The organism is Pedobacter sp. KBW06 (assembly GCF_003852525.1).
In the GTDB taxonomy this organism is placed as follows: Bacteria; Bacteroidota; Bacteroidia; order Sphingobacteriales; family Sphingobacteriaceae; genus Pedobacter.
This window is the reverse complement of sequence record NZ_QAJL01000002.1, coordinates 484379-500525: the sequence shown is the minus strand read 5'-3', so window position 1 is coordinate 500525 and position 16147 is coordinate 484379. Positions and strand designations below refer to the sequence as shown.

The window sequence follows — 16147 nt, the reverse complement described above, 5'->3', positions numbered from 1 at the left end:
TTAGCGGTTACCGAATTCGATTTCATCATCAGGTAAAGGGAAAGTATAGGTTAGATTTGTCATTCCAACTGTTGATCGTGGAATGATGGGTCTTTCCAGGCGTTTATAAAAGAAGAAAAGCTGACCCTCTCCATAAAACTCTTTAATGTATTCCTTCTCAATTTCGGCCATTCTCCTGTTTTCATCGAGTGTGATGTTCAGGTTTTCCAGCCCTCTCTGAGTCCTGATCTTATTGATCAGTTGTAATGCCTGACCTAAATCAGGGCTGGCTTCTGCAGCGATATAATACATTTCCGAAAGGCGGATCAGAGGAATCTGTTTTGCAATTTCCAAATTGGTCAATCCATCCTGCCAATATTTGGTCGTATAAGAGACATTGGTATAGGTTCTGATATTGTACAGGTAGCGGTAATCTGTAGTTCCTCCCTGTTGTGTCTCATACAAGCTGTTTATAGTGGCAGTACTCAGGTATAAAGTACTCGTCTGATAAGATGGGACACCTTCAAGTCTGAATCTTCGGTCAACCATGTCCTTCAGCAGGGGAACTTGCAAGGCGAAAACATGTTCCGTAGAAAAAGTATGGTCCTGATTGGCGCTCTGATTGAATGTACTTCTGTTTACAAATGGAAACTTCTCTGAACTGATCACCTCATTTGCATATTGTGCGGCTTTGATTTTATCACCTTTGTAGAGATAAATCCTGGCTTTGAGTGCTTTTACTGCCCAGTAGTTAAAATGGTTCCTGGTATAGCTGATAAAACGGTCATCATTCGCATAGATGACCTCTTTATTGACCGCTAACAGGCTTTCAGCTTCATCCAGATCAGCGAGGCAGGCATTGATTATGGCATTGGTCGTGCTCAAAGGGGTGATGGTCTTTCCGAAAGTTTTGATATAGGGAATCGCAGCTGTATTCCCGCCGGTGGCAGGCATTGGACCGAACATGCGGAGGAGGTCAAAGTGTAGAAAGGCCCTTAATCCAAGCGCTTCGCCTTTTACGATGTTATAATGGTTTTTAAAAAGAACTGGTTTGGACGTTTCTACATGTTCCAGGATGTTGTTTACCCCAGCAATAGCCGTATACATTTTAGACCAGATCACTTTTATCGTGTCTTTTACTGCAGGGGCATTATAGTTATATTTGGCATGTTCTAAAAATGGGTTTCCGGTGAGGGAAGTCTGATAATTCTGACCCATTGCACTTAAGGTAGTCATGGTCAGGTTATCCGCATATAGTCCGCGTTCCATTTTTACATAACTTCCCAATAAAGCCTGATTAAAGCCCGCCTCAGTGCTATAGAACTCTTCCTGCTGTACCTGAGTCCCGGGACTCACGTCCAGCCATTTTTTGCAGGAGGCCAGTCCTGTAATCAGGATCAGCGCCGAGAATAAGTAGGTAATTCTTTTCATGATGCAATAATTAAGGGGGGGTTAAAAAATACTTGTGGATAGGTTTAGGGTATAACTTTGAGCAAATGGATAATCCAGACCTCTTTCTCTTTTGATAGAAGATAAACGGAATGGAGTGGCCATATAAAATTCTATTCTCGTGTTCGAGAGATTTGCTTTTTTCAGCCAGCGGCTTCTTTCAGGAAACTGATACGTAAAAGACAACCTGGATGCTTCCAGTGTATATTCTTTTTGTACAAATCTGGAGGTGGCCAGGGTAGTTTCAGCCACAGGGCTGTTTCCGGTATTGCCAACAATGCCTTTAAAGAAAGTCCGGTCTCCCGGATTTCTCCACCTTTCAGTTGCAATCCTTCGATCCACGTTGTAAGTAATGTTGGCATTCTCGATGCGGTCTACCAGGGTCTGATTGTAAAGGTCTGCACCTAAACGATAAGTCATGTAAATATTGAAACCAAAGCCCTTATAGTCTACCCCGGTACTTAGGGTACCGGTAACTTTTGGATTGGTATCACCGACGGCGACCTTATCCAGGGAATTCCATACATAAGTTGCATTTCCATTTCTGTCCAAAAAGAGCTCCTGGCCATTTGCCGGATCAATTCCGAGACTTCTTACCGCAAAAATTCTGGTCAGGGATTCTCCTTCCTGATAATAGCTTTTAGGTTTATTCCTGTTTGGATTGTTTAGATCCTGATCGTCGGTATTTGATTTTTCATTAAGTTTCTTTAGCGCATTGGAAATTTTATCAATTGTATTTCTATTTCCATATGCAGACAAGCCAACTCTCCAGAACAACTGTTGCCTTGGTTTCTGTAAGATGGCATAATTTAAACTGGCCTGCCAGCCCACATTCTTTAAAGCGCCCATATTTTCTTTGTAGCTGCTGAAGCCCAAAGAAGGTGGTGTACTGACATCAAGGATTAGCCCATCTGTGGTATTGTGATAAAAATCTGCGGAAAGAGCAAGTCTGTTGTTCAGAAAGGTGGCATCCAAACCAATGCTTTTCTTGAAGCTTTTCTGCCAGCCCAGGGCAGAATTTCCATAGCCCATCAGGAAGGCACTAAGCTGATCCAGGTAATATTCCTGGTTAAAATAATCATAAGTGGTTAAGGCCATATAAGGAGGGAAGTTCTGGTCTCCCGTTGTGCCTACAGATCCTCTGATTTTGAGAAAGTTTACCCATGTCAACTTACTGATAAATTCTTCACGGTGCAGGTTCCAGCCCATTCCTAACGACCAGAAAGGTGCGAGTTGTTTGTCTTTCCCAAATTGTGAGGACGCATCTGCACTGGCGGAAAGATCTAAAAGATACTTGTTGTCGAAAGCATAATTGATATTCAGACGGCTACTGATGAGTCGTGTGATTCCCTGAGTACCGATAGGTTTGTTTTTTGTAGGATCGAATTTACTTCCAAATATTAAATCTGAGACTTTTTCATTGGGAAAGCCAATCACCGTTACTGCAGATTCGTCGAGCTTTCCCTCATTTACATTAACATTTCCTGTTACGTAGATAAGGTTCTTGTTCCAGTTTTTGCGAATGTCAAAGCCCAGGTTGGCATCGATCAAATCGCTGGTTCCATTGCTCTTTTTGTAGCTTCCCCGCTCAGTAATCAGTTTGTCTTCAAATATCGTATTGTTGGAGGAGAGGTACTTATCTGCAGAGGTCGTATTGTGCGTATAACTGGCACCACCTGTGATTCTGATCCAGGGCTGAACTGACCATTCAAATTTAAAGTTGTTGGTGAAACCGAGCTGACGGTTGAAATCTTTGCTCGGTAACGATGCATTGTATAGCGGATTGCTGTAATAATTATATAAAGGCCCTCCGCCAACATTCCTTCTTCCCTGTCCCAGAAATTTCAGCAGTTGTCCGTCCTCATCATATGGCGTCCAGTATTGATTTAATTTAGAGTAATCGGAGAAGCTTCCATATGGACTGTTGGTTGCTTTTACACTGTTCACGGAAAGATCATTTCCAAACAACAGTTTAGGGGTACGGTAAGTGAGGGTAACTCCGCCACTGACTTTTTCTCTGCCGGATTTTTTCATCACGGCCTGGTCGTTCTGACTATTTAAATTGATGCCGTAGCGCACTACCGGATCACCTCCTTCGAGGTAGAGTGAATGACTGTTTCCGTAGGCAGTTCTTAGTGGTTGCGACAGCCAATAGGTATCCACGCCCCTGGTTACATCTTTTAGGCGTTCGTTATATTCCTGATCTCTTAATATTTGTAAAAAGGGAGAATTTCCGGGTTCATTATAAAAGCCGACTTCTTTCTCAAAGTTCAGTTTATCCTTTGCATTGAGCAGGTCATAACTGGTCAGATCAGGGGTTGTCATAGTCACGCCACCCCGGTACGAAACGCGGACACTTCCTTCTTTAGGTTGCCGTGTATCAATGATAATGACCCCGTTGCTGGCCCTGGAGCCATAGATTGAAGTTGCTGCGGCATCTTTTAAGATCGTAATGCGCTCCACTCTATTCATGTCCAGATCGTAAATGCGCTGTAACGGAACCTGAAATCCATCCAATATAAAAAGCGGTGCATTGGGTTTATCACCATACGCATTTTTTAGCGCAGTATTGGAGGTCGACTGTGGGAAGTTGTTTTGTCCTCTGAGTTCTATATCGGGCAACTGGTTGGGATCAGAACCGAGATTGATGTTCTCCGGAAGCTGGACTGAAGGATCCAGAATGCTGATGGCGGCGAGTATGTTTTGGGAAGAAACGCGTTTTAACTCTTCTGCAGTAATGGTTTTTGCCGAGCCGGTAAAATTTTCTACAGGTCTTTTATAAACTCCGGTTCTCACTACAAATTCCTTTAGAGAATTATTTTGAGTGACCATTCTTACCGTAATCTTTCTTGTTTTATCCTCTATTTTGACATCTCTGGAATCATAGCCTACGTAGTTAATTCTGAGCGTTTTAACTGTCTCCGGGATGTTTATTGAAAATTTGCCTTCCTTATTGGTATAGGTTTTTACAGAGGAGCCAAGTGCAAGGATGGTGGCGTTGGCGAGTGGAATTTCCCCATCTTCAGAAACCACTGTTCCCTCAATCGTTCTGACCTGCTGCCCGTCTCCACTCAGTTCATGAGCAGTGGCGCTGAGCTGTTTAATAATAATGGTTTTTTCTTCAATAGCGTAGCTAAGCAGCTGATCTAGCATGCATAATCTCAGAACCTCATTAAGAGGGGCATTTTTTACGTTAATGCTGACTGGATTTGCGGCCCTGATCACTCTGGTATCTCCAAAAAAATCGTATCCGGTTTGTGCACCTATTTTTTTTAGAACAGATTCAAGGGATACGTTTTTTTCGCTTAGGGTAACAGTTTGTGCGGTGGTCGACGCACTGATTTGCATGATCGCAAGGAAAATTATGAGTGTGGTGAGTTTCATAATAAGCAGCAATTGTCTAGGTATATAAAAGCCTGGTTTAGGCTTATACAGATGGTGAAAATTCATACATTTGTTCGGGTTTAGCTGACATACTCCTCCTGCTCGCAGAAGGAATCGGACGTCAGGGTTTCTTGATTAAAAAAGTTTAAGCACTTATTCGACAGGTAAATCCAATGTTTTATACCGGAAGTGTGTCGAGCACTTTCGGTATGTTTTCATCGGAACCGTCTGTTTTTTGCATTGATTATTCTCGTAGCATTATTTCATAACGGTAATCCTCCTTCCTTCTATTTTAAAATGAACTTCTCCGGATTTCTCCAGGATCTTTAATACCGAAGTGATATTCTTGGAAAGGGAAATGGTCCCCAGGAATGAGGTTTTACTGAAAGTGTCCTGATAATGAATATCGACGTCATACCATCTTGATATTTTTCTCATGATGCTTTCCAGGTTTTCATCATTGAAGCTGAAGAGGCCTTTTTTCCAGGCAATAGCATCATTTTCATCTACATTCCGGATGTCAATATTGCCCTCTTTAAGCGTAGACTGCTGTCCGGGTTTTAAGATGATATTTCTATTTGCTTTGTCGGAGACACGAATGGAGCCTTCCAGAAGTGTGGTTTTAGTTTGCCCTTCATCCTCATAGCTATTGATGTTAAAATGGGTTCCGAGAACCTGTGTTTCCTGTTTTTTCGTAACCACGATGAATGGCTTGTTTGCATTTTTGGTAACTTCAAAGTAGGCCTCTCCAGATAGTTCAACCCTTCTGTTTGGCAGATTCCTGAAACTTGCGGGGAAACGGACTGAGGATGCTGCATTCAGCCATATCTGGGTTCCATCCGGCAGATTGATCTGATATTTGCCACCACGTGGGGTACTGATGGTATTGTAGGTAATGGCCTGGCCGGCATTTTCAGACGTTTCCTTTTGGCCGGCGATTTCATAAATCAGTTCTCCGTTCATTTTTTTGGTGATGGTTAGCCCCGACTGAGTGGCGATTTCTCCATTCTTTGAATGACTAAGATCTATCGTTTGTCCGTTCGCAAGCGTTAAAATCGCTCTGTTTCCTCCCGCTATGATTTCCTGGTTTTCCGGACTTGCTGTTGCTGGTTCGGCCTTCTGATATTTAAAGAAAAGAAATCCAATGGAGAGTAGCAGAATTATAGTTGCTGCAATCTTTAAGAGTATCCCCATATGAACGGGAGATCGCTTGGGAAGCTCCTTAAGGTGACCAGGACGATCTATATCAAGTTCAATCTTCGTAAACAACGAGTTTAACCATAGCTCTTGTTGTGCTTTGTTCATGGCTAACCATTCATTATCTTCCTTGTTGTAGGTTTCAAGCCATGTTTCTACATTTTGTTTCTCAGCCTCCGAACAAGTCCCATTAAAATAACGGTCCAGAAGATCTTTTATCTCATTCATTTCAATACAGTTGAGGTTTGCTGCATTGTCGTATTAACAGGTCTGAGGTACTATAACATTTTAAAAAAAAGTTTTAAAAAATGAGATCAGAGCAACAGTATTGAAAGGCGCTCCAGCGTCTCCCGTAGTGATTTCATTGCTGTCGTCAGTTGATTTTTTACAGTCTGATCAGATAAGTTGAGTTGTGTGGCAATTTCGGATATGGTTTGATGCTCATCTCTGCTCAGTTTATAGATCTCTCTGGTACGCGGAGGAAGTTGCTCAATAGCAAGGTCTACAATCTTCTTCAGCTCTTTTGCTTCCAGTTCTTTTTCAGGGTTATGGCTGGTATGCATGGCTAAAGACTGAACAATAATGGCATACTCCTCCCGGGTTACATTCTTACGGATTTTATCAATGACTTTATACCTTACTGACGCAAACAGATAGGATTGCAAAGAAGTGCTAACGGGTATTTTACTGCGATCTGCCCATAAACCTGCGAATAGGTCCTGAATCAGGTCTCTTGCATCGTTTAAAGAATATAGTTTTGAACTGGCAAAATCGGTAAGCCGATGGGCATGCCTGCGGTATATTTCGGCAAAGGCATCCCGATCATCCTGCTTAAGCAAGTCGACAAGTTCCAAATCTGAATTGGCCTGGTAAAATCCCATGTCCCCTTTATCCCCCCCGGGTAGAATTATAATGTTATTCGAACCCAATGTTAAATAATTTTTTCTACAATATTATGATTATGTAGTGATTAGGATCAGAAGCATGTTGAAGGTAAAAGAAGAAGGGCCGTCAAAAAAGTTCGCTAATGATACCATTAACTAATTTTTGACAGCCCTCTAAGTATGAAATTTAACGGTATTTTTTATTTAATTAACTGACTCAGTTTTTTCGCCAACTCTTCTCCGCGAAGGTTACTGGCAATGATCACTCCATTGGGATCAATCAGGAAATTTTGTGGAATAGCGGTGATGGCATAAAACCCTGCTGCCTGATTTTTCCAACCCATCAGGTCACTCACCTGAGTCCAGGGCAAAGCATCATCTTTTACAGCTTTTAGCCAGTTCTCTTTCTTATCATCTAAAGAGACCGCAAGGATATCAAAGTTTTTATCTTTAAATTCTTTGTAAGCCTTTAAAACATTTGGGTTTTCCGCGCGACAAGGACCACACCAGCTTGCCCAGAAATCCAGTAACACATACTTTCCTTTATAGGAGCTCAAAGAAACCATTTTACCACTTACATCCGGCTGACTAAAATCCATCGCCTTAACTCCAACTGCGGTTTTCTTTACGATGTCCAGTTTTTTTGCCAGGGCTTTGCCGTTTTCTGTATTTCTTAAACGGGAACTCAGGCTATTGAATAATGGTTCAAATGTTTTGGGCCTGATAATTCCTCCCCTTTCCTGAACCAGATTAAAGCTGACATAAGAATCGGGATTGGCTTTGATAAAAGCTTCTTCTTTTGCATCTTCCTTCTGACTTAAAGGACCTATCAGTTTTTGGATTTCCTGTAGACGTTTTATGGTATCCATTCCTTTTCCTTGTGTGCGAACCAATATGGGAATCATTTGTTCTCTCAATGGGGCTGCCTGATCCTTCTCTGGTTTTAACAATGCCTGAAGCGCCAGATATTCAGACTGTGTTTTTCCGCCGGTGATCAATGCTGTTTTTGCGGTTGATGTTCCTTTTACGGAGATGGTTCCCTGTTCAAGAAAGAAATCCTGTTCGTCACTTCTCAACATTTTCTCAATAAAAGATTTGGACGGATCTGAGCTGACAGGTTTAAGGGTAATGGATGCTTTTATAGGCTCATTTCCTATTTGTCCTTTGAAGCTGAATGTCCCATTTTTTGTGATGGCAGAGTCTGCTATTCTCTTGCTGTTTTGTCTGTAATTTAAAAAGACTTTCATGTCTTCTTTTAAGCTGCTAAACTTTCCGTTTACGGAAAAGCTATTTTGTGCATCTGCAGTAAAAGCTAAAAAGCTGATTCCAGCAATCATATAGGTTATTCTTTTCATTATGTATGGTTTTGGTTATTTTATTAATTCAGCTAGTTTTCCATCGATGTCTGTGCCATCTCCTGTGTATCGAGCCAGTATTTTACCTTTTTTATCTAAGAGGATTTTGGTAGGAAAGGCGCTGACGCCATACAGTTTAACGATGTCCTGTTTTTCTGCACCCTCATTGCTTAACAGTTGTGTCCATGGCAAACCATCTTCTGTTATGGCTTTTAACCAGCTCTTTTTTTGTTCGGCAAGTGAAGCTCCGTTTTCATAAGCGATCCCTAATATTTCAAAGCCTTTATCTTTATACTGCTGATAAAGTGCTTTTAAATGTGGATGGCTGGCACGACATGGACCACACCAGCTTCCCCAGAAATCCAGTAACACGTATTTTCCTTTGTATTTCCCCAGATCTATGGTTTTGCCTTCTTTGTCGGTCTTGATAAAACCAATGGCCTGCTGACCTGGTTTAGTGGCTTTTAATCCATTAATCTTGTCTGCGATTACTTTGCCATAAGCAGTTTTTTGAATGCTTTTATCCAGTTTAAGGTACATGGGCTCCAGAATTTCTACCGGGGTAGAAACTAGGTAGGCTTGCATGATATAGGGCGTAATCCATGCTTTTGGATGTGCAGCAATGAATTGTTTCCTGATCTGGTCCTTCTGCTCATCTGCAACCTTAATGCTATCGCTATACTGCTTTATTAACAACGTATCTTTTGCTTTTTTAGCGAGTCGGTAATGCTGATCCAAACGTGCTGAAATCAAATCAGGCATTTCGGATAGCTGTTTGTATTTGTTGAAAGGAGCATTGTAGAAATCGTCACTCAGCTTAGCCTGGTCAAGGTTTTTGGCGTCTCCGCTGATCTGAATCCGGGTAGGAGAGAGAACGAATTGCTGCATGTTCATGTTTTTTGAGCGTACTTTTGTGAAAAGGTAGGCCAGGGTAGGTTCAGTTATAGTTCCTTGTAAGGTAAAAAAGCCATCTACAGCTGCCACAGAATCAATGTGCATGCCATTCGCGCTACTTTTGTCCGGATACCCAAGTAAAACTTTTGCATTGCCCTGGTTTTCTATTTTGCCTGTAATCACGTATCCATTGTTTTTTTGTGCCCACAGTGGGATGTTAAGCAACAGGCCCAAAAGACCTGTAAGGATTATTTTCTTCATCTGTTAAGATTGGTTTAGATTTATATACCTAAGACGAATGAATCAGGGAAAAGAACCCCTTAGAAAAGGAGTAAAAAGAAAGAGCCCTCCCGGATGTGTGAACTGAACAGCATCAGAGAGGACTTCTTTGGTTGATTATGATAGGAAGGATATGATTAAGGATTGTCAGGCATTCCAGGATTGGCATTGATGACTTTTGCAGGGAAGCGGAAGACAAACCGTTCAGGTTTCAATGGGAACGTGCCCACTACTTCTCCTGTTTCTGACAAGGCCTGATGCGCATAGGTCGTTCCCGCAAAAATGGGGTCTACGGACAACCTGCGCATATCAAACCAGCGATGCCCCTGCAGTGCAAATTCTCTGATCCGTTCTTCGATGATGAATTTAATCATCGCAGTCTGATCTGTAATGTTCAGGACGGCGTCGGCTGCGGGCATTCTGTTTTTCAGGAATGTTTCCATGATTGTTTTTGCAGCTGCTATGTCCGAGGTACGGGCTTTTAGCTCTGCCCTGATCAGGTACATGTCGGGCATGCTCATTCCCAACTGTACTAAAACAGGTCCTATTTTTCTTTTGACAGCTGTTGCTTTAATTGGAGCACCGCCGTAATAATTACTGCTGAGGAGTTTTAAACGCTGGTCCTTTGCTCCATATAATCCAACAGTCTGAGCATTCAGCAACAGATCATTTGAAAGGAAAGTATAATTGTTTGATAGTTGTTTAGGAAAGAGTACTTCCAGGTTGTCGGTTACTGTGGCAGCGCCCAGCAAAAAGCCGGAAGGGCTGGTGGCAGGATTGTAACCCCATGTGCCGTTAACTGCAAGTGTGACGTTGTAGTCGTAGAGTTCTACTCTATAGGTTGTTGGAAGATGGGAAAAAGCATTGTCCATTTGAACCAGACCTTCCTGGTATTTTCCCATAAATAAATAAATCTTTCCTAAAAGGGCTTCTGCTCCGGACTTCGATACCCGTGTTCTGTTTCCGGCTGAGATGGGTAAGGCAGGAATAGCCGTTTGAAGATCATTGATCATAAAGTCATAGACTGCTTTCACGGACGCCCTTTCAAATTTGTTTAGGGTCACATCGGCAGCAGTAACGATAGGAAATCCGGGATCTGTAGCCGCTGTTGCTTCCAGGTATGGTTTTCCATAATAGTTGATCAGCATAAAGTAAATCCAGGCCCTGTTGGTTAGGGCCTCCGCTTTTAAGGTAAGTTTTTGTTCATCCGTCCCTCCTTCGGAATTCATGACCTCATTGATAACTATGTTGTAAGTGTAAAGCTGTTTCATCAGGGCTTTAATTTCAGACCCATCTTCATTAGGCTCATAAATCACATCCGCATATTGAAAAGAACGTTTAGATTTCAGGGTAAACATATTCTTAAAATAAGGTTCGGTAGAAGTGAGCTCATCACCCAGAAACAATTGCCCGTCAATGTCGGCGGCATTAAAAAAAGGACTGTTTAGTAACAGGTTGTAATCGTTGGTGTTCTTTGCGATTAACTTTCCTTTTGGCTCTACCTCAAGAAAGCTTTTCTTGCAGGAATATAATCCTGTTATCAGTAGCAGCAAGATGACATATATTTTTATCGTTGGTGTTTTCATGTGATAAATTTTAAAATAAATTAAAAACTAATATGGGCACCTAAAGTAATGCTGTGCTGGTTGAAAGGCGCCGTTCTCAATCCCCCGGCAACAGATCCTCCCAAGGCATTATGAAACTCAGGATCAATTCCATATTTATTCGCTTTCCATAGCATTACATTCGATAATTGTGCCCGGAAGCTAATGCCATCAACCTTTAGCTTAGTCATTAAATGTTTTGGTAAACTATAAGCCAGGGTTAAATCACGAAGTTTCAGGTAAGCCGCATCAAGAACATTCACATCCGCCATGGTATAATAAGAGACATCCCTGGCGGCCAGGCTTGCTGATCCAGATGAAATATATCCCGGAATGTTAGTCGATGCTTCATCTCCTGGTTTTTTCCAGCGGTTAATAAATTCTGAATTGACATTTCCTCCAAATCCTGAGTCGGAATAAAGGCCTCTCCCTGCATATAGGGAATTGACATCTCTTCGCATCACATAGCCGAGGTTAAATACGGTGTTTATAGTTAATGAGAATGCTTTGTAGCCAATGGTATTACTTAAGCCTCCGCTCCATTTAGGCTGAAAACTTCCCATGTATTTCACATCATCGGGTTTGGCAATATTCAATGCTTTAGTGATGGTTCCGTCGTTCAGTTTAATTTGTGGATTTCCGGCATTGTCCAGACCTGCATACTCGTATGCAAATACAGAGAAGGCGGAGTATCCTTCCAGATATGGTTTGTTGATTTTATCACTGCCAAGCACAATCGGACTTGAGAGGTTTAAACGGGTAATTTTGTTCTTATTGAAACTCAGGGTCAGTAAGGTATTCCATTTAAAATCGCCTTGAACCAGGTTTACAGAAGAAATGTTCAGGTCGATACCTATATTGTTCATATCGCCGGCATTTCCGGTAATGCTTGGGAATCCGGTGAAGGGGTTTAAGTCCATAAACCCGATCAGATTTTCTGTTTTTTTCTTGTAAAAATCTATGGTTCCCTTTAACCGGTAGTTTAATAAACTAAAATCTACGCCAAGATTTAGGTTTTTTGTGGTTTCCCAGGTTAAGGTTCTGTTGGCAGGAGTAGAGAGGTTGAGGCCAACACCACCCGGATAAAATGGATTGGTAACAGAGGATAGGATATCTTTTGAAGCTGCAGTCCCCGGATTAGGTGTGTTTCCGGTAATTCCATAACTGCTGCGGATCACTAAAGCATTGAGCCAGGAAAGATCGCTCATGAAATTCTCTTTTCCTATTTGCCAGGCCAGACCGGTACTCCATACGGGTTTGTTCTGTGCTGATTTATCCTTTCCAAACAGGTTAGATTTGTCTATTCTCGCTCCGGCATTGATGGTGTATTTTCCGGCATAGGTATAACCGCCATTTGCATAATAAGAATTGAATCGGGCGTCAGATTCACTTTCACTGTATAAATCGTTGGACAGAAGGCTATTTCCCAGCCCGCTTGGCATTACCGGGTTTGATAGTCCTTTTAAATTAAGTGTGGCATAGTCGATCAGCCCATAGGACAATAGCTGGTTGTTGTATCCTCTTACTGTTGTCCTGATCTGATTTGACGTTTGTTTTTGCACTTCTTGCCCTAGCAGGAAAGTAATCTGGTGTATTTTTTCTTTCCAGGCATGGTCGTAAACAAGTTGATTTCTCAAGGTCCAGTCCTGGTTTACGATATTGGTCAGGGAATTTCTTCCACCAGATTCTGGTAGATAATAGGTGGGCCTGGCCCCGGCGGTAGCTGCTGCGACGGTAAAAGAGGTTAGCTCTGAACGTACATTGTAATTGTTCTGTTCAAGAAAGCTGACAGTTTTACTTTGCGCCCTGCTGATTCCAAAAATGCCTTCATACCTTAATCCGCTTAAAAGACTGGCCGTAATTCCGGTAGTTATTCTTCCTCTGAAAAGGTTACTTTTTGTACTGCCGGTATTGATTTCGTCCATTGGATTGTACTTCAGACTGATCAGACTTTTGTTTTCATAACTTGTTCTCAGGTCGTCGATGCGATATAACCAGGACATATCTGCATTGCTGCCATCTGGATTCTGAAACATGGCATATGGTAAAAAGCGGGCATCCGGGCTAACCGTATTTTTGGAACTGCTCAGGTTATTTCTCAGATCGGTGATCAGGTACATCTTTATCCGGTCATTGAATTTGAAATCCTGACGCAGGTTGAGGCTGTAATCATCATTTTTAGCACCAGGAGTATTGCTTTGTGTTTTTGTATAAGCACCTGAGCCATAAAAACTGTATTTGCTGCCTCCGCCCGATAAGGAAAGGGTATGGTTCATTAATGCAGAATTGCGATACCAGAGATCGTTAATCTGTGATAAATTAGATTGTGCTGCAAGTGCATTTAACTGCTCATCTGCCTGAGCGGAAGTAATTAATCCGCGGGATTGGTTATAGAGAATCAATTCATGTGGGGATACCGGCGCTGTTCCGTTACCTACTACAGGTTTGATGACCGTTGTCCAGGGATTTAAAACGGGGTCGAAGATTTCCTTTGCACTTTGTATAAAGTTCTTACTGTTCATCGTATTCAGATAACCCAGATCAGGCTTTCCCTGGAAATTGATAAAGCCATCATAGTTTACCTTAAGTTCTCCGTTGTTTGTTCCCTTTTTTGTAGTGATGACAATGACACCGTTGGCAGCCCTCGAACCCCAGATTGATGCAGAAGTTGCATCTTTCAATACAGTAATGTCTTCTACATCATTAGGATTTAAAGTGTTGATATCTGTTACCGGAACACCGTTGACTACAAAGAGTGGGTCGCGATTGGTGAAGTCACTAATGGTACTGAGTCCTCTGATAAGGATAGAAGAGCTTCTCTTAGTGTTGATAATATTTCCGGTAGGACTTGTGGAATTGTTAATAACTAATCCCGGAATAAGTCCGTCCAGCCGCTGAATCACGCTCATGGATCCGGAACGGTTTTTTAAGATGTCCATATCCGGTTTTGCAATGGCTCCGGCACTTCTCTCCCTGGCAATAGACTGGTATCCGGTGTTCATTGTTACCGTTACTTCCTGCAGGTTTCCTTCGTCCGGAATCATTTTAATTACACCAATTTCTTTTGCAACTTTCACTGGTTGAGTCTTGTATCCAAGGAAGGAAATGAGCAGTACTGCTTTTTCATCTACATTTTTCAGGGAAAATTCTCCGTTTTTATCACTGATTGCTGCGGCATTTCTTCCTTTTAAAGTGAGGGAATAGTCGCCCGTTTTTTTGTCGTTGTCGCCCTCACTGATGACAATACTGATAGTGGCGCCAACAAGTGACCTCCCCATTTCGTCAACAATTCTGCCTTTCACATCTATTGTGGAAAAGTATGTGGATAACCTGTCTATAAGTGTTTGCTCCCTTTTTGTCAGGACGACGGTGTTCTGAATAATTTTATACGTGAAAGGCAGGTCTTTAAAACAAGCGCTCAATGTTTCTTCCAGCGTTGCATTCCTGATATTGATGCTGAGGTTGCGCGCTTTGAGGTCGTCAGCGTTATAAAAAAACAGGTATCCACTCTGCTTTTTAATGGATTGGAGTACCTCTTTCAAAGGGGCATTTTTCTCCGATAAATTGATTCGTTGTCCATAACCTGCAGCACTGGCCTGCATCAGGGTTATAAAGACCATAAAGGTAATCAGTTTCATCATCAGCAATATTTTGGATGATCCCCAATTTCGGGGCATAGCGGTAGTAATCGCATTAATTTTCATTAGTTTTGCGTTAGTTTGAGTTCATACTGAAATGGTTATAGCAATTGTTTTTGCGTTTTACTCAGGCTCTGCCGGAAAGTGCTTCGACCCATTTTCCGGCTTCGTGATTTTTAAAACGCGATGATGCTCAGGGCTTTCGTAGTTGTCTTTTCATCTTTGGTTGGTTTGGTGGTTTAGGTTCTGTTAATTAGCTGTGGTTATTTAGTAGATACGATGATTCTGGATAACATTTTATTTTTGTCATTGCCTTCAATTCTGAATTTCACTTTGAAGCTGCTTAGGATTTCCAGGAATTCGGAGGCCTTAATATTTTTAGCGATTTCACCGGTAAATCTTTGCTCAGGCATCGTTCCTTCGAAAAAGACAGGAACATCATACCATCTGGAGAACTCAGTCATAATCGTTTTCAGATCTGCATCATCGAAGCTGAACAGGTTTCTCTTCCATGCCATGACAGCCTCAGTGTTGGCTTTCGTCAGGGTTATCTCTGTGCCTTTAAGCTGGGCCTGCTGTCCGGGCTCCAGTATTTTCGAGGCAGAAGGCCGGGCTAAAGCAGATACGCTAACACGTCCTTCTAATAAGGTCGTACTGGTCTGACGATGATCAGAATAACTATTGATGTTAAAATGAGTGCCCAGGACTTTGACTACCTGCTGGTCGGTGCTAACGATAAAAGGCTGGGCCTTCCGCTTGCTCACTTCGAAGTAAGCCTCACCGGTTAAGGTTACCCTTCGTTCCTGACTGGCAAACTGAACCGGATATTTTAAGGAAGAAGCGGCATTGAGCCATACTTTTGTTCCATCTGGTAAAATGACCTGATATAGCCCCCCTTTAGGGGTCGAGACGGTGTTATAGGAAAGTGGTCTTTCTTTGGCAGAAGCCGTATTGTTATTTGTTTTATAGCTGATCTGTCCATCTTCCGATTTTTCTAAAATTACCCCCGCTTCCGAAGCAAACCGGCCTTTTTGTAAATCCTCCAATTCAATCTTCGAACCATTGGCTAAAGTAAGGACTGCCTGATGTTTTCCTGGTTGCAGATCGATCCCGTTAACAAGGCTGACCTGGCTTTGTGCAGACTTATACCGGGGGCCTGTAAAGAAAAACACGCATAAAGCCATCATCGCTACTGCTGCGGCAATGGAATACCAAAGTCTGGTTCCTGTAAAGGTTGGCTTTTGATCCAGTTCGTCGAGTCTGGATTCCAGTCCATTGATAAATTCGGAAGATGGCAATTCGATACCCTGATTTTGATCTTCGTATTGGAGGTAAAGTGCTATGGCATCCTCTATTTCAGCAATAGAAGCGTTTTTTGTCCATGCGATAAACGCTTCATGCTGAAGTTCTGTATGCTCACTATTGGCGTATCTTTTTAAGAAGATGGGTAATTGGATTTTGTCCATATCAGGTATGACGAATGA

At 42.1% G+C, this 16147-nt stretch carries 9 protein-coding genes; all 9 read right to left on the bottom strand.

All coding sequences use genetic code 11. The features are described 5' to 3' along the window. Positions 1 to 1410 (bottom strand): RagB/SusD family nutrient uptake outer membrane protein, encoded by a 1410-nt coding sequence (locus DBR43_RS12155; protein WP_124581202.1) that lies wholly within the window; start codon positions 1408 to 1410, stop codon positions 1 to 3. A gap of 21 nt (positions 1411 to 1431) precedes the next feature. After that, positions 1432 to 4812, bottom strand: coding sequence for a SusC/RagA family TonB-linked outer membrane protein (locus DBR43_RS12150; protein WP_233602958.1), 3381 nt, complete (start codon positions 4810 to 4812; stop codon positions 1432 to 1434). A 258-nt stretch (positions 4813 to 5070) separates the two neighbouring features. Beyond that, positions 5071 to 6237 (bottom strand): FecR family protein, encoded by a 1167-nt coding sequence (locus tag DBR43_RS12145; protein ID WP_124581198.1) that lies wholly within the window; start codon positions 6235 to 6237, stop codon positions 5071 to 5073. 86 nt (positions 6238 to 6323) lie between these two features. Beyond that, positions 6324 to 6890, bottom strand: coding sequence for an RNA polymerase sigma factor (locus DBR43_RS12140; RefSeq protein WP_124581196.1), 567 nt, complete (start codon positions 6888 to 6890; stop codon positions 6324 to 6326). Between the two features lie 203 nt (positions 6891 to 7093). Continuing rightward, on the bottom strand, positions 7094 to 8248 hold the full coding sequence (locus DBR43_RS12135; protein ID WP_124581194.1) for a TlpA disulfide reductase family protein: 1155 nt from the start codon (positions 8246 to 8248) through the stop codon (positions 7094 to 7096). 15 nt (positions 8249 to 8263) lie between these two features. After that, complete coding sequence (locus tag DBR43_RS12130) at positions 8264 to 9403, bottom strand: TlpA disulfide reductase family protein (protein ID WP_124581192.1); 1140 nt, start codon at positions 9401 to 9403, stop codon at positions 8264 to 8266. A gap of 155 nt (positions 9404 to 9558) precedes the next feature. Then, positions 9559 to 11007 carry a RagB/SusD family nutrient uptake outer membrane protein gene (locus DBR43_RS12125; protein WP_124581190.1) on the bottom strand — a complete coding sequence of 483 codons (1449 nt, stop codon included), beginning with the start codon at positions 11005 to 11007 and terminating at the stop codon, positions 9559 to 9561. Between the two features lie 20 nt (positions 11008 to 11027). Then, complete coding sequence (locus DBR43_RS12120) at positions 11028 to 14666, bottom strand: SusC/RagA family TonB-linked outer membrane protein (protein WP_158622490.1); 3639 nt, start codon at positions 14664 to 14666, stop codon at positions 11028 to 11030. A gap of 260 nt (positions 14667 to 14926) precedes the next feature. Beyond that, positions 14927 to 16129 carry a FecR family protein gene (locus DBR43_RS12115; protein ID WP_124581186.1) on the bottom strand — a complete coding sequence of 401 codons (1203 nt, stop codon included), beginning with the start codon at positions 16127 to 16129 and terminating at the stop codon, positions 14927 to 14929. Between the last annotated feature and the right edge of the window lie 18 nt (positions 16130 to 16147).

Excerpts from the sequence above, each read along its gene's own strand:
- DBR43_RS12155 (WP_124581202.1), bottom strand. The coding sequence starts at position 1,410 with ATGAAAAGAATTACCTACTTATTCTCGGCGCTGATCCTGATTACAGGA.
- DBR43_RS12150 (WP_233602958.1), bottom strand. The coding sequence starts at position 4,812 with ATGAAACTCACCACACTCATAATTTTCCTTGCGATCATGCAAATCAGT.
- DBR43_RS12145 (WP_124581198.1), bottom strand. The coding sequence starts at position 6,237 with ATGAATGAGATAAAAGATCTTCTGGACCGTTATTTTAATGGGACTTGT.
- DBR43_RS12140 (WP_124581196.1), bottom strand. The coding sequence starts at position 6,890 with ATGGGATTTTACCAGGCCAATTCAGATTTGGAACTTGTCGACTTGCTT.
- DBR43_RS12135 (WP_124581194.1), bottom strand. The coding sequence starts at position 8,248 with ATGAAAAGAATAACCTATATGATTGCTGGAATCAGCTTTTTAGCTTTT.
- DBR43_RS12130 (WP_124581192.1), bottom strand. The coding sequence starts at position 9,403 with ATGAAGAAAATAATCCTTACAGGTCTTTTGGGCCTGTTGCTTAACATC.
- DBR43_RS12125 (WP_124581190.1), bottom strand. The coding sequence starts at position 11,007 with ATGAAAACACCAACGATAAAAATATATGTCATCTTGCTGCTACTGATA.
- DBR43_RS12120 (WP_158622490.1), bottom strand. The coding sequence starts at position 14,666 with ATGATGAAACTGATTACCTTTATGGTCTTTATAACCCTGATGCAGGCC.
- DBR43_RS12115 (WP_124581186.1), bottom strand. The coding sequence starts at position 16,129 with ATGGACAAAATCCAATTACCCATCTTCTTAAAAAGATACGCCAATAGT.